The 23,127-nt window shown below is 38.1% G+C and carries 15 protein-coding genes; 10 read left to right on the top strand and 5 right to left on the bottom strand.

The window, feature by feature from the left end; genetic code table 11:
• Positions 1-28: 28 nt before the first annotated feature.
• The gene (gene rlmH / locus ASU31_RS09475) at positions 29-502 is read right to left on the bottom strand and encodes a 23S rRNA (pseudouridine(1915)-N(3))-methyltransferase RlmH (RefSeq protein ID WP_057932096.1); all 474 of its coding nucleotides are present in this window, start codon (positions 500-502) and stop codon (positions 29-31) included.
• Between the two features lie 113 nt (positions 503-615).
• Between rlmH and ASU31_RS09470 the strand changes: the two genes are divergently transcribed.
• A complete protein-coding gene (locus ASU31_RS09470) occupies positions 616-2,430 on the top strand; it encodes a MutS-related protein (protein WP_057932095.1) in 1,815 nt (604 codons plus the stop codon).
• Between the two features lie 131 nt (positions 2,431-2,561).
• On the opposite strand, the gene ASU31_RS09465 is transcribed toward ASU31_RS09470, so the two are convergent.
• Complete coding sequence (locus ASU31_RS09465; protein ID WP_057932094.1) at positions 2,562-3,446, bottom strand: AraC family transcriptional regulator; 885 nt, start codon at positions 3,444-3,446, stop codon at positions 2,562-2,564.
• A gap of 220 nt (positions 3,447-3,666) precedes the next feature.
• Between ASU31_RS09465 and ASU31_RS09460 the strand changes: the two genes are divergently transcribed.
• From ASU31_RS09460 to ASU31_RS28175, 7 genes are all read left to right on the top strand, one after another.
• Positions 3,667-6,405, top strand: a complete 2,739-nt coding sequence (locus ASU31_RS09460; protein ID WP_057932093.1) for a DUF1553 domain-containing protein — start codon at positions 3,667-3,669, stop codon at positions 6,403-6,405.
• Positions 6,406-6,416: 11 nt separating this feature from the next.
• Positions 6,417-7,928, top strand: a complete 1,512-nt coding sequence (locus ASU31_RS09455) for a DUF1501 domain-containing protein (RefSeq protein ID WP_057932092.1) — start codon at positions 6,417-6,419, stop codon at positions 7,926-7,928.
• Positions 7,929-8,030: 102 nt separating this feature from the next.
• Positions 8,031-8,963 carry a sugar phosphate isomerase/epimerase family protein gene (locus ASU31_RS09450; protein WP_209434979.1) on the top strand — a complete coding sequence of 311 codons (933 nt, stop codon included), beginning with the start codon at positions 8,031-8,033 and terminating at the stop codon, positions 8,961-8,963.
• 1 nt (position 8,964) lies between these two features.
• Complete coding sequence (locus tag ASU31_RS09445; protein ID WP_057932091.1) at positions 8,965-10,359, top strand: c-type cytochrome domain-containing protein; 1,395 nt, start codon at positions 8,965-8,967, stop codon at positions 10,357-10,359.
• 112 nt (positions 10,360-10,471) lie between these two features.
• The gene (locus ASU31_RS09440; protein ID WP_057932090.1) at positions 10,472-11,809 is read left to right on the top strand and encodes a GH1 family beta-glucosidase; all 1,338 of its coding nucleotides are present in this window, start codon (positions 10,472-10,474) and stop codon (positions 11,807-11,809) included.
• A gap of 148 nt (positions 11,810-11,957) precedes the next feature.
• A complete protein-coding gene (locus ASU31_RS09435; protein ID WP_245224519.1) occupies positions 11,958-12,395 on the top strand; it encodes a putative signal transducing protein in 438 nt (145 codons plus the stop codon).
• The gene (locus ASU31_RS28175; RefSeq protein WP_057932088.1) at positions 12,385-12,912 is read left to right on the top strand and encodes a PH domain-containing protein; all 528 of its coding nucleotides are present in this window, start codon (positions 12,385-12,387) and stop codon (positions 12,910-12,912) included. The genes ASU31_RS09435 and ASU31_RS28175 overlap by 11 nt, the downstream gene beginning before the upstream one ends.
• Positions 12,913-13,526: 614 nt before the next feature.
• On the opposite strand, the gene ASU31_RS09425 is transcribed toward ASU31_RS28175, so the two are convergent.
• The 3 genes from ASU31_RS09425 to ASU31_RS09415 form a co-directional block, all read right to left on the bottom strand.
• A complete protein-coding gene (locus ASU31_RS09425) occupies positions 13,527-15,806 on the bottom strand; it encodes an aconitate hydratase (RefSeq protein WP_057932087.1) in 2,280 nt (759 codons plus the stop codon).
• A gap of 195 nt (positions 15,807-16,001) precedes the next feature.
• Positions 16,002-18,767, bottom strand: coding sequence for a bifunctional aconitate hydratase 2/2-methylisocitrate dehydratase (locus ASU31_RS09420; protein ID WP_057932086.1), 2,766 nt, complete (start codon positions 18,765-18,767; stop codon positions 16,002-16,004).
• A gap of 747 nt (positions 18,768-19,514) precedes the next feature.
• Complete coding sequence (locus ASU31_RS09415; RefSeq protein WP_057932085.1) at positions 19,515-20,132, bottom strand: polysaccharide deacetylase family protein; 618 nt, start codon at positions 20,130-20,132, stop codon at positions 19,515-19,517.
• A gap of 20 nt (positions 20,133-20,152) precedes the next feature.
• On the opposite strand from ASU31_RS09415, the gene ASU31_RS09410 reads away from it, so the two are divergent.
• Together ASU31_RS09410 and ASU31_RS09405 are read left to right on the top strand one after the other, a co-directional pair.
• Entirely contained in the window at positions 20,153-21,646 is a 1,494-nt protein-coding gene (locus ASU31_RS09410) for a TolC family protein (protein WP_245224518.1), read from the top strand.
• An 88-nt stretch (positions 21,647-21,734) separates the two neighbouring features.
• Positions 21,735-23,075, top strand: a complete 1,341-nt coding sequence (locus ASU31_RS09405; RefSeq protein WP_083505321.1) for an efflux RND transporter periplasmic adaptor subunit — start codon at positions 21,735-21,737, stop codon at positions 23,073-23,075.
• The last annotated feature ends 52 nt before the right edge of the window (positions 23,076-23,127 follow it).

Raw genomic sequence — 23,127 nt, 5'->3', positions numbered from 1 at the left:
TTCCATAGCTCATTCACATTTTCCATCTCTAAGCGTGATGATAAGGTTCTCCTTTTAAAATGCTAAATCCCCGGTAAAGCTGCTCTACAAAAAACAATCTGATCATTTGATGAGAAAAGGTCATGTCAGAAAGCGAAATTAACCCGTTTGCTCTTTTGTAAATGGTTTCATCAAATCCATAGGGGCCGCCAATAATAAAAATTAAATGTTGCACACTACCAACCATCTGTTTATTTAAATAATTGGAAAACGCTACTGATGAATATTTTTTCCCTTTTTCATCCAATAAAATAACAACATCGCCATTGTTAATTTGTTTATGCAGCAATTCTGCTTCTTTTGCCTTTTGCTGGGCTTCGCTAAGATTTTTAACATTCTTTACATCTGGCAAAGCCAAAAAACTAAAGTTAATATAGTGCTTTAAACGGTTGATGTATTTATCAATTCCTTCAATTAGATATTTATCTTCTGTTTTGCCAATGGCGATCAGTGTAATCTTCATTTAATATTTTGCCTATCTTTAGAATTTCGAGATTCAAACTTAGAGAAAATTGTAACAAAAAAGACAATCTATCGATCTTATACCTTCGAAAATATATACACCGAAGCGATATCATGTTAAAACAACAAGCAGAAATAATAGCCGATTACGACAAAAAAAATAAGCAGGTTAGTGCTGATATAGCACAGACCAAAAAAATAATCGATCAACTTTCCCTCGTCAGGATTGGTCTGTTCCTGGCTGAAATTTTATTTTTTGTTCTACTGTTGCAGTCTGCAGATGATGATTTACGTACATTAATTCAACTTGCATTATTGGCGCCCATAATCGCCTTTGCCTTTGTTGTCCGGAGACAAAGTAAGTTAGACCGCGAAATCGATTATAAAAAACAACTTTTATGGGTCTATCAGAATGAATGGAATGTTTTAAACGGAGCAGCGAATGGCTATGATCATGGTCAGGCTTTCGAATCTGAACTGCATCCTTATACTTCTGATCTTGATATTTTTGGTAGCGCATCTCTGTTTGCACTGATTAATCGTTGTAGTACCAAAAGCGGAAATAATCTACTGGCTAAAAATTTTGCAGAAAAATCGGCCAGAGATCAGATATTACTTCGCCAGGAAGCTATAAGTGAAATAAGGGAAAAGATAGCAGAAACCTATAGTTTCAGGGCTAATCTGCATGGCTATGATCCCAATAAAATAGAGCAGATTAAAGTTCAGCTTAAACACCAATTGGGTGCACAATTGGAATTTGTAAAAAGCAGTTTTTTGAGGTTTTATGTAAAGCTGGTGCCTTATATTTCAATTGGTTTAATTTTAGCGGCACTTCTTGTTAGCGCTGCTTTTTGGAAAATATTGGCATTTCTATTTGTGATCCACACAGGGTGGAATGTTTTATTAGGCTCAAAAATTAACAAGGTTTTTTACACCTTTGGCGGAAGTTCTAATCTGTTAAACGGTTATGCAAGCGCTATTTTATGGACAGAGAATCAAAGCTGGAAAAGTTCGTATACTTTAAGTTTATTAGATTCAAAAATCCCGGTAAGCAAAGAAATTAAAAGCCTATCTAAAATTATCCAGAATTTTGATGCCAGGCTGAATCTCCTGGTTGGTGGTGTATTGAACGCACTTTTGCTTTGGGATTTAAAATGCTGCATCAGTTTAGATATTTGGTATAAATCATCATCAAAGGATGTGATTTCAGCTCTTGACCATTTAGGCGATTTTGAAGAACTGATTTCATTGGCCACAACAGCCTATAATCAGCCAGATTGGGTTTTTCCGGTGATTACAGATCAGTTTGCATTAGCCACCACTCATATCGGCCATCCGCTTATTAACGAGCAAGTTCGGGTGGATAATGATTTTCATTTAGAAGGAAAACCAACTGTAGATATTGTAACGGGCTCTAACATGGCCGGTAAAAGCACTTTTCTACGTACTTTGGGTATTAATATGATATTGGCTTATACCGGTGCGCCGGTTTGTGCCAAAACCATGCAATTATCGGTCTTTTCGATCAATACCTATATGCGGATTAAAGATTCGCTTAATGAAAGTACCTCAACTTTTAAGGCAGAGTTAAACCGTCTGAAAATGATTTTAGATAATGTAGTTAAAGACAAAGATACTTTTGTATTGATTGACGAAATGCTGCGGGGTACAAACAGTCGGGATAAATATTTGGGCTCAAAAGTTTTTATACAAAAGCTGATTACCGAAAAAACACCTGCACTTTTTGCTACACACGATTTACAACTGGCAGATCTGATTATCGATCACCCCGAAACCGTCCGTAATTTCCATTTCGATATACAGATTACCGAAGGCGAAATGAAATTTGATTATTTATTAAAACACGGACCATGTAAGACTTTTAATGCAGCTATTTTGCTGAAGGAAATTGGCTTGACGTTGGATTAATGTTGGTGGTGTGGCGTTGGATATTACTATTTTCGTGGTGTCAGATGTGACCATCTGATACATAAGAGTTTAAAGATAATTATAGATAAATATTCTGGTAGATGGTAACATCCGACTGCCGAAAAAAAACATCACTTAAACCTATTATCGCGGTATTGTTTTGGCGAAATGCCCATAATGCTTGAAAAGAGCCGGCTAAAATAGTAAGGATCGTTAATGCCGACTTTTTGTGCAATTTCGTTAATCCGCAGGTTAGTGAATAGTAAATATTGTGTTGTTTTCTGAATTTTGAGCTGGTTAAAATAATCGATAGGTGAGGTTCCTGTTTTCTTTTTAAAAATGGCTGATAAATAGGAAGGTGAAAGGTAAACAGCCAAGGCCATTTCCTTTAAACTAAGCATCTTTTCAATATTTTTCCGCATAAAATCTATAACCTCTTCAACTTTATCAGGTTCCATAATTTTATCGTTAACGAGATGTTTATCGGTATAAACAACTTCAGCAATGTATTGGTGGAAACATAAATTTGAGTAAATTATATTTTCTCTACTAAAACCTCTTTCTAATCGGTTGTAAATAGTATCGAATAACATGTTCCGTTCTTCACTAAACCCCGCATAAGCCTTATAATTCTGTAACGAAGCAACCAATTGATCAGCACCGGTTCCTGAAAAATGGAACCAATAAATAGTCCATGGTAACGTTGGGTCAGCTTGGTAAGTATGTGCTGTTTCTTTTGGGATAATAATGAAATTACCTGCTTCAATATGATAATTAGTATCGTGAAATTCTACGTTTCCCTTTCCTTCTACGCAATAAATCAAAATATGCTGTTCCGAACCATTATTCCTTTTTATATAGTGATTCAATGCCTTACGGTAATAACCAATGTCGGTAATAAATAAATTGTTTATGATTTCATTTTTAGTGCATTGTTTTATTAGTACATTCCTGGGAATGATAAAGGCTTTCTGAAAATCAAAACTATTTTTCTGTCCTACTTGGCGTTTCTCCATTGCTAATTCTTAATAAAAAGTAAGATAATCCATTTTTTGAGCAAGTTAATACATTTTTGTGTTTTATTTTTTTCTTGATCTTTGATTTAAAGGAAGCGAAATCTTAGCGATTTAGTCTAATAGCCGCCTCTATTGTAATTTTTGATAAATGTTTAGCTTAATTTAACTTTGTATACAAGTTAAGGGGTCTAAAAATTAGCATAAGTTTATTTTTAACCAAATGTTATTGAACAAGAAAATACTATTCGCCTCTGGCTTTGTGCTGGTTGCAATCGCCTTAATTGCCTTTTCACTTTTTTCTTCGGAGAAACAGATTGATTTTAACGCACAGGTTAAGCCCATTCTAAATAAAAAATGTATCTCCTGTCACGGTGGGGTTAAACAACAAGGTGGTTTTAGTGTGTTGTTTAGGGAAGAGGCTTTGGCTAAAACCAAGAGTGGCAAACCGGCAATTATTCCAGGTAATCCTGAGGATAGCGAGTTTATCAAACGTTTGAAATCAAACGATCCTGAAGAAAGGATGCCATATAAACACCCCGCTTTAAATAACGATGAAATTGATATTTTGAGTGGTTGGATAAAACAAGGCGCAAAATGGGGCAACCATTGGGCTTATGTTAGTGTAAAACCGACCGAATTGCCAGATGTGGATAATGATTGGGTGCGCAACGATCTGGATAAATTTATTTTTGCAAAGCTTGAAGAAAATAAACTGGAGCCCTCTAAAACTGCTGATAAGGCTACCTTGTTGAGGAGAGTAAGTTTAGATCTGATCGGTACTTACCCATCAGATAAACTGGCCAAATTTTATTTAAACAGTAAAGATGAACAGGCGGCCTACAATGTGCTGGTTGATAGTTTGCTGGCTTCGCCTAAATTTGGCGAGCGCTGGGCATCGATGTGGCTGGATATAGCACGTTATGCCGATACTAAAGGTTACGAGAGTGATCCTAACCGAAACATCTGGAGTTATCGCGACTGGGTGATTAAGGCCTTTAACCGTGATATGCCATATGATCGATTTATTACCGATCAGATTGCCGGAGATTTATTTCCAAATCCAACTGATGCCCAGTATATTGCTACGGCTTTTAGCAGAAATACCCCAACCAACGATGAGGGGGGGACCAATAATGAAGAATTTAGAACAGCGGCCGTTTTAGATCGTGTAAATGCCACCTGGGAAGGGTTAATGAGTACAACTTTTTCTTGCGTACAATGCCATAGCCATCCGTACGATCCCTTTAAACATGATGAGTATTATAAATTCATGTCGTATTTTAACAATACAAGGGATGAAGACGTTTCTGCAGAATACCCATTACTTAAAGATTTTAATGATAGCCTTAAAAACGAGCTCAATCATTTAACCAGCTGGGTTAAAACTGTTTCGGGTAAAGAAAGAGCAGCCGAAGTTGATTTATTCTTAAAAACGGGTCAGCCGGCAATAAACTCTACAACGGCCGATGAATTGGTTAATTCGGTAATCGGTAATAATAACATTGCATTGTATTTTAAAAATAGCTCTACAGCAAGATTAAAATCAGTTGATCTTAACCATGTTGATCAGTTGATTTTGCGCTACAACTGCAGTAAACCTGATGGTACAATGAGTTTACATTTAGGCTCACCAAACGGTCCTGTTGTAAAATCGTGGAAGCTTGCCCAAACTAAAGGTTATGAAAATGTAGAAATAGATTTTGCAAAGCAAAGCGGGGTAAAGGATGTGTACTTAAAGTACACCAATCCTTCGGTGAAAAATCCTGACGAATTTATGGTGTACTTCGATTGGTTTTATTTTACCAAACAGTTTCCCGGAAAAGGTAAACCTGAGTACTTGGCCAATAAAAAAATATTTACTGATTTAATGAATGCAAAGGTGCCAACCACACCGATTATGGTCGAAAATCCATTGAGCATGCAACGTAAAAACTATGTGTTTGAGCGTGGTGCCTGGACTTCGAAAGGCAAAGAGGTTAAAGTTGGTGTACCTAATTCTTTGGGTTTTGCTATGCCTAAAAATGCACCTAGTAACAGGATGGGTTTAGCCATGTGGCTTACCGATAAAAGAAATCCTCTTGTATCGCGAACAATGGTAAATAGGCTATGGGAGCAGTTGTACGGAGCCGGTTTGGTAGAAACTTTAGAAGATATGGGAACCCAGGGAATGGCTCCTACCCACCAGGAACTTTTAGATTTTATGGCTTATCAGTTTATGTACAAATACAACTGGAGCGTTAAAAAAATGTTGAAAGAACTGGTGATGATGGCTACTTACAGGCAAGACAGTAAGGTAACCGAAGAACTGAAAGAAAAAGATCTGTTTAATAAGTTTTACGCCAGGGGTTCGAGGATTAGGTTGAGCGCTGAGCAAATAAGAGATCAGAGTCTTGCCGTTTGTGGGGTATTAAGTAATAAAATGTACGGACCACCGGTAATGCCCTGGCAGCCTGAAGGAATTTGGTTCTCGCCTTATAATGGTGCTAAGTGGGTGTTAAGTGGTGGGGAAGAGCAATACCGCAGGGGAATTTATACCTATTGGAAAAGAACAGCTCCATATCCATCAGCTATTGCTTTTGATGGAGCATCGAGAGTGGTTTGTAGTCCGCGCCGTATCCGGACCAATACCCCTTTACAGGCCCTGGTAACCTTAAACGATAGTGTTTATATCGATTTGGCAAGAAAACTTGCTGTACGTATGGAAAAAGTAGGAGGAAGCACGAGCAAATCTAAAATTGCTAAAGGCTATGAATTGATCCTATATAAAACGATCCCTCAAAATAGGTTAAAAGTATTCGAAGACCTGTATGCCAAAGCTTTTGGCGAGTTTAGAAAAAATTCGGCAAGTGTATCGGCATTTATGGGTGATAAACAAAAGAAATTTAAGCCAGAAGAAGCGGCAATGGTACTCGTGGCCAATGCAATGCTTAATTTGGATGAAGTGGTTACCAAAAATTGATTTGATCGGTTATGACAAGAGACGAATTAAACGCACATAGGTTAATTAAAGAAGCACATGAAGCAAATGCACGCCTGCACTCGCGACGCCATTTTTTAAAAGAAAGTGCGATGGGCTTGGGTGCTTTGGCAATGGGTTCGTTATTGGGTAGCTGTGGTAATCTTTTTTCGAGTCCGCAAACAAAGATCGCTTACGATCCCGCACATCCGTTATTGCCAAAATCGCCACCGCTTGTGGGTAAGGCACGAAGTGTAATTTATTTGCACATGGCAGGTGCTCCATCTCAATTAGAACTGTTTGATTTTAAACCAGAGTTAATGAAAATGGACGGCCAGGATTGCCCTCCATCATTACTCGCCGGGAAAAAATTTGCTTTTATAACCGGGGTACCTAAAATGTTGGGGCCACAGGCCAATTTTGCAAAATATGGCCAATCAGGCGCCTTGGTGAGTGATAATTTACCACACTTTTCTACCATGGTAGATGAGGTAAGCTTTTTGAAAGCTGTAAAAACAGATCAATTTAACCATGCTCCGGCGCAGCTGTTGGTACATACAGGGTCGCCGCGGTTGGGCAGACCAAGTATGGGAAGCTGGGTAACTTATGGTTTAGGGTCAGAAAACCAAAATTTACCGGGATATGTAGTATTGACCAGTGGAGGTAGTTTCCCTGATGCAGGAAAAAGTGTTTGGGGAAGCGGCTTCTTACCCTCTGTTTATCAAGGTGTACAATGTAGAAGTGAAGGAGATCCGGTACTATTTATAAAAGATCCGGACGGAATGAACCGGGATTTGAGAAAAGCGTCTATCGAAGCCATTAATAAAGCCAACGAGCAACAATATCAAGAGTATAATGATCCTGAAATTTTATCGCGGATAGCTCAGTATGAAATGGCTTACCGCATGCAGATATCGGCACCAGAGGTGATGAATATCAATGATGAGCCAGCCTACATTCACGAAATGTATGGTACACAACCAGGTAAAGCTTGTTTTGCCAATAATGTGTTGCTTGCCCGTAAACTGGTAGAAAAAGGGGTGCGTTATGTGCAATTATTCGATTGGGGATGGGATGCACATGGCGATAATCCGAACAACTCACTTAACATCGGACTGAAGAATAAATGCCGAACCATTGACAGACCAATTACTGCTTTATTACTCGATTTGAAACAACGCGGTTTATTAGAAGAAACCCTGGTTGTTTGGGGCGGTGAATTCGGGCGTACTCCGATGATGGAAAACAGAAATGGTATTCAAAATCCATTTAAAGGGAGAGATCATCATACAGAAGCATTTACCATATGGATGGCAGGTGGAGGTGTGAAAAAAGGATTTACACACGGCGAAACAGATGAAATTGGATATAGTGCTATAAGTGGAAAAGTTGATGCTTTCGATATTCAAGCCACTATTTTAAACCAGTTGGGCTTCGATCACGAACAATTTACCTATCCTTTCCAGGGACGGCCATTTAGGTTAACTGATGTGGCAGGTAAGGTGATATCAGAGATTGTAGCTTAAGTCAGGAGTCGGAAGTCCGGAGTCTGCGGTGACCAATTTTCAATTGGCAGTTACCAATAAACTAATGCCCAATCTACAAATGAACCAATAACAAGTGAACCAATGAACCAAACCAGAAGGAAATTCTTACAAAATACAGTTGTTGTAACGGCAGCATCAATTTTAGCCCCAGTCCAAAATATGAGCGGCAACGAACTTAAAAATATAAAAGCAAAAGCTGGCTACGAATTATTATTTATGCAAACCGATTGGGGTTTTGGAGGCACAAGAGATGAGTTTTGCGCAGCAGCCAAAAAAGAAGGATATGAAGGCATTGAAGTATGGTGGCCAGGTGAGGATAAAGCGATAAAAGAACTTTTTGATGCAGTTAAGAAACATAAACTGGAAATAGGGTTTTTATGCGCCGGATCGCAGTCGAACATAACTGAGCACTTAACTTCTTTCAAAAAAAGTTTAGATGCTATTTGTGCCAATACTTATCAAAAACCTGTTTACATTAATTGCCATTCGGGAAAAGATTATTTCACCTACGAAGAGAATAAACAGATTATTGATTACGCAACGGCCAAAAGTAAATCGTCTGGCATACCGGTTTATCATGAAACACATCGTAGCCGTATGATGTTTGCTGCGCATGTTGCTAAAAATTTTGCTGAAAAAAATCCAGAATTAAGATTTACTTTAGATATTTCGCATTGGTGTAATGTGCACGAAAGTTTATTGTCTGACCAGAAACAGACCATCGATTTTATTTTAGAAAAGGCAGAACATATCCACTCGAGGGTTGGGCACCCCGAAGGGCCACAAGTAAACGACCCACGGGCACCAGAATGGGCAAAAGTGGTAGAAGCACACCTGGCCTGGTGGGATAAAATTATAGCACGCAAAAAGAAAAACGGCGAGCGTATGACCATTCTTACCGAATTTGGTCCGGCTGATTATATGCCTACCTTGCCTTATACGCGCCAACCCCTTGCCGATCAATGGGCAATAAATGTTTACATGATGAATTTATTAAGAAAGAGATATCAATAAGATGTTAGAGTTTTTTGGCCGCTTTCACCCGGTTTTTGTCCACCTTCCTATCGGAATTTTGTTACTTGGCTGTATTTGTATTCTCTTATCATTTGCGGCAAAGTTTACCAACCTAAAACCAGCCATTCCTATTATGCTGCTTCTAGGTGCGTTAAGTGCTGTAGTATCCTGCATTACTGGCTATTTATTGGCCAATGGTGGCGATTATGACGGTAAACTTGTGAGTAATCACCAATGGATGGGAATCAGTGTTGCTGTTTTATCTTTTGTATTGTGGATTATTTGCAAAAAGGTTAAATCAAATGCCATACTAGGTACAATAGCGGTGGTTCTCATAGCGCTCATTTCAATTACCGGGCATTTAGGAGGTTCTTTAACCCATGGTTCTGATTATTTAACCGCGCCGTTAAAATCGGGCAACACAAAAGGCGGTGCAGCCATACCACCAATTCCCAATGTTCAGGAAGCCATTGTTTACCAAAATGCTATTCAACCACTCTTTCAAAATAGGTGTTATAGTTGCCATGGCAGCGAAAAGCAGAAAGGCAAGCTAAGGTTAGACCAGGAAGAATATATTTTAAAAGGTGGAGAAGATGGACACACCTTAGTAAAGGGTAAAGCTGATGATAGTGAGCTGATGAAGCGGATTTTATTGCCGTTGAATGATGAAGACCATATGGCACCTAAAGAAAAACCTCAACTCACCACCAATGAGATCGCCTTGTTAAAATGGTGGATTGATAATGGCGCCGATTTTAAAAAGAAATTTAAAGATCTTCCCCAGCCAGAAAATATAAAAACTATTTTAGCCAGCCTGCAAAAAGGCGAAAGTGGGAATGAGCAAATCAAAGCCAGTGATATTCCAACTGAAGAGGTTTCGGCAGTTGATGATAAAGTATTGAAAAAGTTTACCGATGCAGGTATTACCGTGTTTCCTGTTGCCCAGAATACCAATTATCTTTCGGCCAATTTTATCAATGCACAATTGATGGGTAAAGATGTTTTGGACCTGATAAAATCAATCGAAAAACAGCTCCTTTGGCTTAAGTTAGAAAATAATAAAGTAAACGACCAAACCTTAACTGCAATAAAGGGTTGTAAAAATTTAACCAGGTTAAACCTAAATAATACCCAGATTACAGATGCAGGTTTAGCATCGCTGAAAGATTTAGATCAGTTACAATCATTGAGTTTGGTCGGGACAAAAATTACTGCAAAAGGGATTAATCAATTAAAGAAACTAAAAAATTTAAAATTTTTGTACGTGTATCAAACTAGGATAGCTAAAGCAGATTTAGCCAGTATAAAAAAACTATTCCCTAAAGTAAGTTTAGATACCGGAAATTATAAAGTACCAATGGTAGCACAAGATACTACTGTGGTTAAAGCGCCATAATTTCGAAGAATCGTCATTTCGACCCCAGCGGAGAAATCTTTATTTTAAAAATTTATTGCTTAATGATTTATTAATATTAAACTCGCAACTTGTGGCAATTAATTGATAAAGAATGATTAATGCAAGTGATTTTGGTCAAAATTTTTTGTGGGGTGTGGCTACCGCTGCCGCTCAGATAGAAGGTACAGCCACTCAATATGGTAAAGGCCCTTCCATTTGGGATACCTTTACCGCCAAAAATGGAAAAATAAAAAAGAACCACAAACTAGATCCAGCTTGCGATTTTTATCACCGATATGCCGAAGATATAGCTTTAGTTAAACTGCTGGGCTTTAAAGTTTTTAGATTTTCTATTGCCTGGTCGCGCATTTTACCTGCGGGTAGGGGTGAAGTTAATCAGGAAGGCATCCGTTTTTATCACAACCTTATTGATGAATGTTTAACCCATGGAATAACACCCTACATAACGCTATACCACTGGGATTTACCACAGGCTTTAGAAGATGAGGGCGGTTGGACAAGCTTTAGTATTAATGCTGCTTTTAATGCTTTTGTGAGCATCTGCGCCTTAGCGTACGGTGATAAGGTAAAAAACTGGATTGTCTTGAATGAGCCTTTCGGTTATACTTCTTTGGGGTATATGCTAGGCGTTCATGCCCCAGGGAAAACAGGATTAGGTAATTTTTTTTCGGCAGTGTTACATACTGCACTGGCCCAGGCAGATGGGGGCAAGATTTTACGCGCAGAAATTAGCAAGGCTAATATCGGGACTACTTTTTCTTGTTCGGAAGTAATTCCAAGTACCCAGAGTGATAGTGATATTCTTGCTGCAAAACGGGTTGATTGCCTAATGAATCGTCTTTTTGTAGAACCTACACAGGGCATGGGTTTTCCTACTGCCAATTGGGATGTGTTAGAGAAATTTCAGATCGAATATGGTACCTGGCGGCTTCACGAACGGATGAAGTTTGATTTTGACTTTATTGGTCTTCAGAATTATTTTCCTTTGGTGGTTAAATACAATGCCTTTATTCCGGTTATTCAGGCCTGGGAGGTAAAAGCCAAAAGCAGAAAAAGGCCTCATACCGCAATGGGCTGGGAAGTAAATGCTGATAGTTTTTATAATATCGTTAAACAGTTCGCCGCTTACCCAAGTATCAAAAATATCCTGATCACGGAGAATGGTGCTGCTTATCATGATAAATTGATCAATGGTAGGATAGAAGACCCTGAACGGATCGAATATTTTAAACTTTATTTAAATGCACTCCTAAAACTCAAAAAGGAAGGCATAAACGTAACCGGTTATATGGCCTGGACATTAATGGATAATTTTGAATGGGCTGAAGGATTTACGGCAAGATTTGGGTTAATTTATAATGATTTTAAAACTCAGGAACGTACCATTAAAGATTCCGGATATTGGTGGAAAGAATTCCTGAAAAAATAGACAAAGAAACATCGTCATCGTTTGTAACGAGGACGGAGGAGAAAGGCGATTTGATCGCCGTATTTTCTCATTGTTGCATTACAATGCAAATCTCACTAATCCTCGTTGCAAACGAGGACTATTTTAGTAAACAAATTCTTATGTTTGGATGATGAACGATAGAACAGTAGTTTACAGCACCTATTATAATCCGATGGAGGCCAATATTATTAAGGCTAAATTGGAAGACAGTGGATTTGCCTGTTTCCTGGCGGATGAAAATGTTGCAACTTTAAATCCGCTTTACAATCAGGCAATAGGCGGTGTAAAACTCATTGTTTTTGAAAGAGATGTAGAAGCCATTAATGCTTTACTGGCTGAAGACAATAGTTTGGCTTTTGAATCATCAGATGAAATTGTTGATGAAGAAGAATCAGCGGAAGATAAAACAGTTTGTGAAAAATGTGGATCTACCAATGTGGGTTATGGAATGGCTACCGATAAAAAATATAGTATTTGGGCAACTATACTTTCCTTTTTAACCCTAACTACACCCATTAAGGCCAATAAATGTCACCATTGTTACGACTGTGGTTATGAGTTTTGAAGAGGATGTAACTTTCAAAATTGATCTTAAACATCAATTTAAATCCTTAAAATATTGTAGGCTATTAGGGATTTTATTAATCATAACCCCACTAGCTATTTATATGCTTGGTTGGTGGCCATTTGTTGATTTCCGGTTCTTTGGGTACATGTTATCGGTTTTATTCATCTTTTTACTTCCCGTTTTTTATTTACACATTACTTACTATATCAAAAATCGAAAAGCTACCTTTATAATATTCGGTAATTCTAATTTGTATCTTTATTCAGATAAGAACAAGCGGTTTGAATTTAAGCAAAAGGATATTGACGTTATTGAACAGCATATTGGAATTTACCATGAAAATAATCTTGATTTTGCAAATCGCCGATCAGCTCTGTGGACAAATTACCACTATGTTAAGATTCGATTGAAAACCGGAGATCATTTCTTTTTAACCTCACTTATGATTGATTATAAATGTTTCCCAATGCATATTTATACAACAAAATATCGCTTTATACCATATTTAAAATGAACTGTTTGCAGGAAAATATTCTAAGAATGCTTTCCAAAAAATATGGCAATTATTTATTATCTCATTTGAAGCGCAGGGCCGGTAGCAGCTATTAAGGTTTGTTCCCATGCTTCGCTGTATCCTTACGCTTCGCTTCAGGGATGCCACTGCGCCTGGGGCTATAAAGTCCATTTCCTGTAAGGAAGGCAGAGTATTCCCTCATGTGTTCTAGCAGCTCCTATTGGTAAAGTACTTTTTTGAGTGAAAAGCATCACTGTCTATGCTATCTAAACCCGATATACGCGAATGCTGGTTTTTTCAACCAGCAGCAGCATTAGCGGGACTAACCCCAACCTAAGACCTACTGCAACTGCTTTCCAAAAGAATAAAGAGGTTAATCCTAAATAATAGATTTGTCACCCTATCCAAAGGATTCCTGTGGAGAGCCTGTCGAAGGACTCTTTAAAATGATTTTATAAGGCATTTCGACAAGCTCAATATGATAAAATGGATACATAGACATCGTTTTAAGCGGTATCTGGTAAAAGAACAAAAAATCCCGCTCTGATTTAACAGAACGGGATTGATATTGTTTTCATCCAAACTTCGGGCTTTCGACTCTGGACTTCGGATGACTAAAGTGCTGCCTTAGCCGCTGCTTCAGCGCGAATAATATTTAGTGCACCACCAGCTTTAAACCACTCAATTTGTTGATCGTTATAACTGTGGTTAACCGGGAATTGCTCCTGTGTGCCATCGGCATGGTGTAATACTAATGTTAATGGTTTATCTGGAGCAAATTCTGTTAAGCCTAAGATATCGATGGTATCGTCTTCCAAGATTTTGTCGTAATCATCTTTATCTGCAAAGGTTAAGCCCAACATACCTTGTTTCTTGAGGTTAGTTTCGTGGATACGGGCAAAAGATTTTACCAATACAGCACGAACACCTAAATGGCGAGGCTCCATAGCGGCGTGTTCACGTGATGAACCTTCACCATAGTTTTCGTCACCAACAACAATAGATCCTAAGCCAGCAGCTTTATAATCGCGTTGCGTTGCAGGAACGGGCCCGTATTCACCAGTTAATTCATTTTTAACGTTATCTGTTTTGTCGTTAAAATAGTTAACTGCACCAATGAGCATGTTGTTAGAAATGTTATCTAAGTGACCACGGAATTTTAACCATGGACCAGCCATTGAGATATGATCTGTTGTACATTTACCTTTGGCTTTGATTAAAAGTTTTAAACCTTTTAAGTCGGTACCTTCCCAAGGGGTAAATGGATCTAACAATTGTAAACGGTGTGAAGTTGGAGAAACCAAAACCTGAACGGATGAACCATCAGCTGCTGGTGCCTGATAACCTGCATCTTCTACAGCGAAACCTTTTGTTGGCAGTTCAAAACCTGTAGGTGGATCTAATTTAACCTGTTCGCCTTTATCGTTTGTTAAGGTGTCGGTTAACGGGTTAAAGCCTAAATTACCTGAAATTGCAATTGCAGCAACCATTTCTGGTGAAGCCACGAAAGCGAAAGTATTAGGATTACCATCTGCACGTTTAGCAAAGTTTCTGTTAAACGAGTGTACAATCGTATTTTTTTCTGCTTTTTCTGCCCCGGTACGGTCCCACATCCCAATACATGGTCCGCAGGCATTGGTAAAAATTGTTGCATCTAAATCTTCGAAAGTTTTTAGGAAACCATCACGGTCTGCAGTATAACGCACCTGCTCAGATCCTGGATTGATACCGAAAGCAGATTTGGTTACCAAACCTTTTGCAATAGCCTGGTTTGCGATAGAAGCTGCTCTTGATAAGTCTTCGTAAGAAGAGTTGGTACAAGAACCGATCAATCCCCATTCTACTTTTAAAGGCCAGCCGTTTTTCTCTGCCTCAACTTTCATCTGCGAAACCGGAGTAGCTAAATCTGGTGTAAAAGGGCCATTTAGGTAAGGCTCTAAAGTATCTAAATCGATCTCAATAACCTGGTCGAAATAGTTTTCCGGATCAGCATAAACTTCAGCATCACCCGTTAAATATGCTGCAATTTTGTTTGCTTCATCAGCAACTTCATTTCTACCCGTAGCACGTAAATAACGTTCCATACTTTCATCATAACCAAAAGTAGAAGTAGTAGCACCAATTTCGGCACCCATGTTACAAATGGTGCCTTTACCCGTACAGCTCATTGAAGTGGCGCCATCACCAAAATATTCTACAATTGCTCCTGTACCACCTTTTACAGTAAGGATACCCGCAACTTTAAGGATCACATCTTTAGCAGCAGTCCAGCCGTTTAATTTTCCTGTTAACTTAACGCCGATTAACTTAGGGAATTTAAGTTCCCAGGGTAAACCCGCCATTACATCGCAGGCATCAGCACCACCAACTCCAATAGCCACCATACCCAAACCACCCGCATTCACGGTGTGTGAGTCGGTTCCGATCATCATTCCACCTGGGAAAGCATAATTCTCTAAAACTACCTGGTGAATAATACCAGCACCTGGTTTCCAGAAACCGATACCGTATTTGTTCGATACAGAAGATAAGAAATCAAAAACTTCGGCACTTTCGGTTTTAGCATGCGGTAAATCTATTGCAGCACCTTCTTTAGCTGTAATTAAGTGATCGCAGTGAACTGTAGAAGGTACAGCTACTTGTGGGCGACCAGCCTGCATAAATTGCAATAATGCCATTTGAGCTGTTGCATCCTGCATCGCAACGCGATCTGGTGCAAAGTCTACGTAGTCAGAGCCACGTTTAAACGCCGTTTTAGGATCTCCATCCCAAAGGTGTGTATACAATATTTTTTCAGATAATGTTAAAGGTCTGCCAACCACTTTACGCGCAGCCTCAACGCGGCTGCCAAAGTTTGCATAAACCTTTTTAATCATGTCTATATCAAAAGCCATACTTTATTTTTTTTTAAAATTATTGTCAATAACAACACAAACTAAATTAAACAATTTTTAATATACTTATTTTTAAGATTTGTCAAATTATGTTATTTAAAACCATTCTATTCAATTATTAGTGTAAATAAAAAGGCTATCCGATTATCGGACAGCCTTTGTGCTTTATTAACAATAAATATGTTTATTTGTTTCTTATTGTTTTGTAGAAATAGGCGTAAACTTGGTTAAGTTGATGCCTTCTACCGCTACTTTATATTCCTCAATACTTGGAATACGACCTAAGATAGCAGAAAGAACCACTACTGGTGTTGATGCCAATAAAGACTCTCCTTTTTTACCATCTTTATCTTCCACCACGCGGCCCTGGAATAAACGGGTTGACGTAGCCATTACAGTATCGCCTTTAGCCGCTTTCTCCTGGTTACCCATACAAAGGTTACAACCCGGACGTTCTAAGTACATGATGTTCTCATATTCGGTACGCGCTGCAGCTTTAGGTAAAGCGTCGCTGAACTCAAATCCAGAGTATTTTTGTAAGTATTCCCAATCGCCTTCTGCTTTCAGCTCATCGATGATATTGTAAGTAGGGGCTGCAACTACCAATGGAGCTTTGAACTCTACTTTACCAGTTAATGTCTCTACGTTTTTCAACATCTGAGAAACGATTTTCAAGTCGTCTTTGTGTACCATACAAGAACCTACGAAACCAAGGTCTACTTTTTTATCGCCACCATAAAAAGTTAAGTCTCTGATGGTATCATGCGTATAACGTTTAGAAACATCTGCGTTGTTCACATCCGGATCGGCAATCATTGGCTCGTTGATGATATCCAGGTCAATAACTACTTCTGCATAGTATTTGGCATTATCATCTGGCATTAAAGCTGGCTTGATACCGGTTTTAATTTCCTCAATACGTTTGTTCGCTTTATTAATCAATCCTTGAAGTACTTGGTTATGGTTGTCCATACCCTTGTCTATCATGATTTGAATACGGTTTTTAGCAATTTCTAACGATTGGATTAAAGTATCGTCTTGCGAAATACAGATAGATGCTTTTGCTTTCATCTCAGCTGTCCAGTCTGTAAAAGTAAAAGCCTGATCAGCTAATAAAGTACCGATGTGTACCTCGATGATACGGCCCTGGAATACGTTTTCGCCATCAAACTGTTGCAACATCTGCAATTGTGTCGCATGAACTACATCACGGAAATCCATATGTTCTTTCATTTGACCTTTGAATGTTACTTTTACCGATTCAGGAATTGGCATAGAAGCCTCACCAGTTGCCAATGCTAATGCTACCGTACCAGAATCTGCACCGAAAGCTACACCTTTAGACATACGCGTGTGCGAATCACCACCAATGATAATTGCCCACTCATCAATAGTAATGTCGTTTAATACCTTGTGAATAACATCGGTCATTGAATGATATTCGCCTTTAGGGTCGCGGGCAGTAATCACACCGAAGTCGTTCATAAACTTCATCAATTTCGGGATGTTTGCCTGTGCCTTTTTGTCCCAAACAGATGCGGTATGACAACCTGATTGATAAGCGCCATCAACAATTGGAGAAATAACTGTAGCAGCCATTGCTTCTAATTCCTGAGCGGTCATCAAACCTGTTGTATCTTGAGAACCTACAATGTTTACTTCTACACGAACATCAGAACCGGCATGTAAAACCTTGCCCTGTGTTAAACCAACGGCATTTCTATTGAAGATTTTTTCTACAGCCGTTAAACCTTGGCCTTCAATAGATACCTCTTTAGCAGGGGCGAATACTAACGAAGGTTCGATAGCTAAAGTTTTAGCTGCAAAAGTTTGGATTTTTTTACCAAAAACGATAGCGTAAGAACCGCCAGCTTTGATAAATTCCATTTTTTGCGGTGTCAATGCTTTTGAAATGTCGATCAACTCTTGATCTCCATTGTATAATTTTTTAGTTTTTGTATTAATGGTAAGTACTGTACCCGTTTCTATAGAATAATCCTGCTCTAAAATCGGCTCGTCATTTTCGTTACGGATAACATTGCCATTTTCATCTGTTTTCTTTACCCAGTTTTTAAGGTCGATACCAATACCGCCAGTTACATCAACTGTTGTTAAGAAAATTGGAGAAATACCATTGGTGCCACCTACAATTGGGGCTATGTTCACAAATGGAATGTAAGGACTAGATTTTTTACCCGTCCAAAGTGCAACGTTGTTTACACCCGACATACGTGAAGAACCTACACCCATGGTACCTTTTTCAGCTACCAGCATTACACTTTTATCAGGATGTTGCGCTTGCAATGCTTTAATTTCCTCCTGGGCCTCTGGCGTAATCATGCACTTGCCATGTAATTCACGATCTGAACGAGAGTGTGCCTGGTTACCTGGCGACAATAAATCTGTAGAAATATCGCCAATACCTGCGATAAAAGTTACTACTTTGATTTCTTCCGGTACTTCAGGAAGTTTAGTAAAGAATTCAGCCCTGGCATAACTTTCTAATATTTCTTTAGCGATGACATTGCCATTGTTGTAAGCTTCTTTTAAGCGATCGGTATCAGCATCATACAAGAAAACCTGTGTTTTAAGTACATCTGCAGCTTTATGGGCTTTATCACCATTATCGGCCAACGCAATGTCTAACAACACTTTGATAGAAGATCCACCTTTCATGTGCGATAACAATTCGAAAGCAAAATCAGGTGTGATTTCGGCAACGATAGTTCCGCCTAAAATAATTTCTTTTAAAAACTCTGCTTTTACACCTGCAGCTCCGGTAGTGCCCGGCAAGGTGTTGTATATGAAAAAATTAACAGCATCTGTCCTGTTAAAATTATTTACATTTTTGATTTGATCGATGATTTCACTTAATAATTCTGCTCCATCAATAGGTTTAGGGTGAAGACCTTGAGCTTTTCTGTCTTCAATCTCCTGGATATAATCGTTATAAATACTCATCTTAGCTATTTTATTCTTTTTGTTATAAGATTGTGCAACAAAATGTACACCCGCTTTTTACAAAAAAGAATACTGTTTTTGTATATTAATTTGCGTTCACTGAGCCAATAGGGCCCAGTTTTTTGGTTAAAACAAAAATAGCAAAAAACAACCCTTAAATGCAATTTAGGCAGGCGATTAAACAATTTGGAATTATTCTAAACAAGAAAAAAGAATGTGGATTAAAGGCCATAAAAACATATAAATTATGGCTGGTTAATACGCGATTAGTGGCGTTTTAGAGGGGCTGGTATAGCCTAAAATCTCTGTGCTTACCAGCTTTATATTATAATTGTTATCCCTGTTCATTTCTGGGTTTATCTGGCAGGAAAGATGAGGCTGTCTTCTAAATATAGAATTGTCATCCTGAGCCTGTCGAAGGATCTGTTTAAATATGTCGAAAGGCGTTTCGACAAGCTCTCCGTAGGAGTCCTTTGGACAACGTAACAAATTCGAATGAAATTACAAATATAATACAGTCTTATGACGATTGCGTTAAGAAAACAGGCTAAAAACTGGTCGCTAGAAAATAATGTTAATAGGGGGCTGATGTTAGTTAGGTAATAGCATCTTAATATCTGGGTTAACCGTTCGTTTTCGGACAGATTTGTGCGGTTTTGAACAGTTATTTATTTTATTCGGTATTAATTTATTGATTTTCAGTTTATTGAGTTGTATTTAGCGCCTTGGCACAAGATTAGCTTAAGGCTAAAGCATTGAAAATGTAAAACCTTTTTCACTAAAATAAGCCAATACTTTAGGAAGTGCGTAAGATAAACGGTCGAATGCTTTTAAACTATCATGAAATACAATTATAGAACCATTTTCGGTATGTTTAATTACGTTTTGATAACATTTTTCGGGTGAAAGCTTAGTGTCGAAATCGCCGCTGAGTACGTCCCACATTACGATTTTGAGTTCTGAGATTTGAGATTTGAGATTTGAGATTTGCGACTTCTTAATTCTCCCGTAGGGTGGACGAAACAGATTTGTTTGTGTAAGTTCCTGGCATTTTAGTGTATTTTGAAGGTAGGTTTCATTATCGGTTTTCCAGCCTTTTAAATGGTTGAAAGTATGGTTGCCAATGGCATGTCCGTCGTTTTTTATACGTTCAAAAACTTCGGGGTGTTTTACAATATTATCGCCAATGCAAAAAAATGTAGCTTTAGCATTAAAGACTTTTAAAGTTTTTAATACAAAATCTGTAACATTGGGTATAGGTCCATCGTCAAAGGTCAAATAAATAACTTTTTCGGTGCGGGATTTATTCCATAATAGTGATGGATAATACCATTTTAGCAGAAGCGGTGATTTGATCAGGTACATTTTAGCGGTAAAGTTACTAAATGCCTGTACAGATTGAAATTATTAAAGTTGTTTATATAGATTTGAAACAAATTATGAAGATGTTTACCAAGAAGAAGTTAGTTACCGGTTTTGCTTTTGTTATTGCGCTCGGTTTTGCCAGTAATGCCAATGCCCAGCAAGTTTTAACCATCCAACAGGCAGTAGATAATACCCTTAGAAATAATTTACAGATCAAACAGGCTGCATTTAGTGCTGCTTTAAGCAATGAAACGTTAAGTCAATCTAAAAATGCGCTTTTACCAACGCTTAACGGAACAGCTAGTTATAATAAAAACTTCGGTCGTAGCATCGATCCATCAACCAATCAGTTTATTTCACAACAATTTTCATCAGCCAATGGTAGCTTAAGCGCAAGTGCCGATCTTTTTCAGGGCTTTCAGAAAATAAACCAGATTAGACAGAACAAACTTTTGCTTGCTGCCGATCAAACCAATGTAGAGAAAATCAAAAACGATTTAATTTTGCAGGTGGTAACCTCATACATGCAGATTCTGTATAATAAAGACTTATTGGCGGCTTCACAACAACAGTTAGATGTGGCTAAACAGACCTTAAAAAGGGAACAAGCTTTGTTAGATGCCGGTAATAAAACCTTAGCCGATATTTCGCAGGCAAAATCTCAGGTAGCAACAGCCGAATTAAATACTACAAATGCTCAAAATACATTATCGGTATCTTATTTAACTTTAAATCAATTGATGGAAATGCAACCAGAAAACAGGTTTGAAGTAAAGGCACCTGCTATTGCAGAAAACTATTCTTTGCAGAACAGCTATGATATTAATACAATTTTCACCAGTGCGGTAACCAGTTTCCCCGATATTAAGTTAGCATCATTAAGAACTGAAGCTGCATTAAGGGGAGTTAGTGTTGCAAAATCGTCTTATTACCCAAGACTATCAATTGGAGCTGGTTTAGGGTCTAATTTTTCAAGCGGTAGAAGTAAGGTAGTTTCTATTACCCCAAATGGATTCTCTGAAATTGGAAGAACATTAACTACTAACGAATCTGTTGTTGCGCCAGATTTTGTGACTGTTTTAGGCAAACAGGCATTTGGTTCGCAGATAGAAGATAACTTTAACCAATATGTTGGGTTGAATCTTTCTATTCCTATTTTTAATGGTTTCCAGGCGAGAACAAATGTTAGAAAAGCAAAAATTAACTATCAGAATACACAGGTACAGGAACAACTTACCAAGAATAATTTAAGCAAGGTAATCTCTCAGGCAGTATATGATTTAAAGGCCGCAGAAAGCCGTTATTCATCAACTCAGAATGCATTTCAGGCGCAAAAAGATGCCTTTTATGTAATTGAGCAGCGTTATAATGTTGGTTTAGTAAACTCTTTAGATTATAGCACGGCCCAAACCAATAGAAATAAAGCGGAGATAGATTTTATCCAGGCTAAATATGATCTTCTGTTCAGAGCAAAAGTAATTGATTACTATTTAGGCAAACAGATTACTTTCTAAACTTAAAATATTGGAAGAACAGGGTGCAACATTAACGTTCAACCTTAACATGATAACTTTAATACAAACAAACGAAATACAATAAATTATGAAACTGAAGCATATTATTATTACCGTAGTTGCTATTGTAGCCCTTCTAGTGATATTAAAACTGGCCGGAGTTATTGGTGGTAATAAGACCGAAAAAGTAACTATAGAAAAAGCATCAGATAAAACTGTTGTAGAAACAGTAACCGCAAGTGGTAAAATACAGCCGGAAACAGAAGTTAAATTAAGCTCTGAAGTATCGGGAGAGGTAGTAGAATTAAAGGTAAAAGAAGGCGATATTGTTAAAGCAGGCCAATTGCTTTGTAAAGTACGTCCGGATGTTTTGCAATCGGGCTATGAAAGAACAGTTGCTACCTTCAATGCGCAAAGGGCTAGTGTGGCTGCAGCGCAACAACAATTGATACAAAACCAGGCTAACTTTGTAAATGCTGAAGCAACTTACAAACGTAATGTAGAGCTTTTTAATAAAAAGGTAATTTCTGCATCAGAATTCGATTCTGCCAAGGCAGCTTATCTAACTGCTAAAGCAAATTTAGCCAGTGCAAAAGAAAATGTAACCGGCGCAAAATTTACTTTAGAGCAAACAGGGGCAAATGTTAAAGAAGCTGGTGCAAACTTAGCTAAAACAACAATTTATGCTCCGGTTGATGGGGTAGTTTCAAAATTGTCAATCGAATTGGGAGATCGTATTTTAGGAACTTCGCAAATGGCAGGTACAGAAATTATGCGTATCTCTAACCTATCTTCAATGGAAGTTAATGTTGACGTTAACGAAAACGACATTACCCGTGTTAAAGTAGGCGATAAAGCTTCGATTGAGGTTGATGCTTTCTCAGATAAAAAATTTAGGGGTGTAGTAACTGAAATTGCAAGTTCATCAACAGCTGTAGGTACTGCGGTATCTACTTCAGTAGATCAGGTAACTAATTTCTCTGTAAAAATTAGAATTACTGAAGAACTAGCAGGTAAACAACAATCTATTTTCCGCCCGGGCATGTCGGCAACAGTTGATATCGAAAGCGAATCGTTAACAGGTTTAGCTATTCCAATTCAGGCTGTATTTACCGATAGCGGTAAATCTGGCGATGCTGGTCAAAACCAGGGTAACCAGGAAAATACCGATAAGCAGAAATCTAAATTAACCGATAAAAAAGTGAAGCAATATATTTATGCTTACGATGCTAAAACTAAAAAGGTTAAAAAGACAGAGGTAACCACAGGGATCCAAAATGACCAGTTTATTATCGTGAAATCTGGTGTTAAAACTGGCCAAGAAATTGTTACCGGTCCTTATTCTGCCATCCAAAACAAATTAAAAGACGGGATGATTGTAGAAAAAACATCTAAAGACCAATTGTTTAGCAAAGACGCTAAGAAGTAGACTATATTTAACAACAATAAATAATTAAATTGTCCCGGTTTAAAACATTAAA

It is taken from the genome of Pedobacter ginsenosidimutans, assembly GCF_001442625.1.
In the GTDB taxonomy this organism is placed as follows: domain Bacteria; phylum Bacteroidota; class Bacteroidia; order Sphingobacteriales; family Sphingobacteriaceae; genus Pedobacter; species Pedobacter ginsenosidimutans.
The sequence above is the reverse complement of the archived record's forward strand: the minus strand, read 5'-3'. Positions and strand labels throughout refer to the sequence as shown.

Excerpts from the sequence above, each read along its gene's own strand:
- rlmH (WP_057932096.1), bottom strand. The coding sequence starts at position 502 with ATGAAGATTACACTGATCGCCATTGGCAAAACAGAAGATAAATATCTA.
- ASU31_RS09470 (WP_057932095.1), top strand. The coding sequence starts at position 616 with ATGTTAAAACAACAAGCAGAAATAATAGCCGATTACGACAAAAAAAAT.
- ASU31_RS09465 (WP_057932094.1), bottom strand. The coding sequence starts at position 3,446 with ATGGAGAAACGCCAAGTAGGACAGAAAAATAGTTTTGATTTTCAGAAA.
- ASU31_RS09460 (WP_057932093.1), top strand. The coding sequence starts at position 3,667 with ATGTTATTGAACAAGAAAATACTATTCGCCTCTGGCTTTGTGCTGGTT.
- ASU31_RS09455 (WP_057932092.1), top strand. The coding sequence starts at position 6,417 with ATGACAAGAGACGAATTAAACGCACATAGGTTAATTAAAGAAGCACAT.
- ASU31_RS09450 (WP_209434979.1), top strand. The coding sequence starts at position 8,031 with ATGAACCAAACCAGAAGGAAATTCTTACAAAATACAGTTGTTGTAACG.
- ASU31_RS09445 (WP_057932091.1), top strand. The coding sequence starts at position 8,965 with ATGTTAGAGTTTTTTGGCCGCTTTCACCCGGTTTTTGTCCACCTTCCT.
- ASU31_RS09440 (WP_057932090.1), top strand. The coding sequence starts at position 10,472 with ATGATTAATGCAAGTGATTTTGGTCAAAATTTTTTGTGGGGTGTGGCT.
- ASU31_RS09435 (WP_245224519.1), top strand. The coding sequence starts at position 11,958 with ATGATGAACGATAGAACAGTAGTTTACAGCACCTATTATAATCCGATG.
- ASU31_RS28175 (WP_057932088.1), top strand. The coding sequence starts at position 12,385 with ATGAGTTTTGAAGAGGATGTAACTTTCAAAATTGATCTTAAACATCAA.
- ASU31_RS09425 (WP_057932087.1), bottom strand. The coding sequence starts at position 15,806 with ATGGCTTTTGATATAGACATGATTAAAAAGGTTTATGCAAACTTTGGC.
- ASU31_RS09420 (WP_057932086.1), bottom strand. The coding sequence starts at position 18,767 with ATGAGTATTTATAACGATTATATCCAGGAGATTGAAGACAGAAAAGCT.
- ASU31_RS09415 (WP_057932085.1), bottom strand. The coding sequence starts at position 20,132 with ATGTACCTGATCAAATCACCGCTTCTGCTAAAATGGTATTATCCATCA.
- ASU31_RS09410 (WP_245224518.1), top strand. The coding sequence starts at position 20,153 with ATGCCTGTACAGATTGAAATTATTAAAGTTGTTTATATAGATTTGAAA.
- ASU31_RS09405 (WP_083505321.1), top strand. The coding sequence starts at position 21,735 with ATGAAACTGAAGCATATTATTATTACCGTAGTTGCTATTGTAGCCCTT.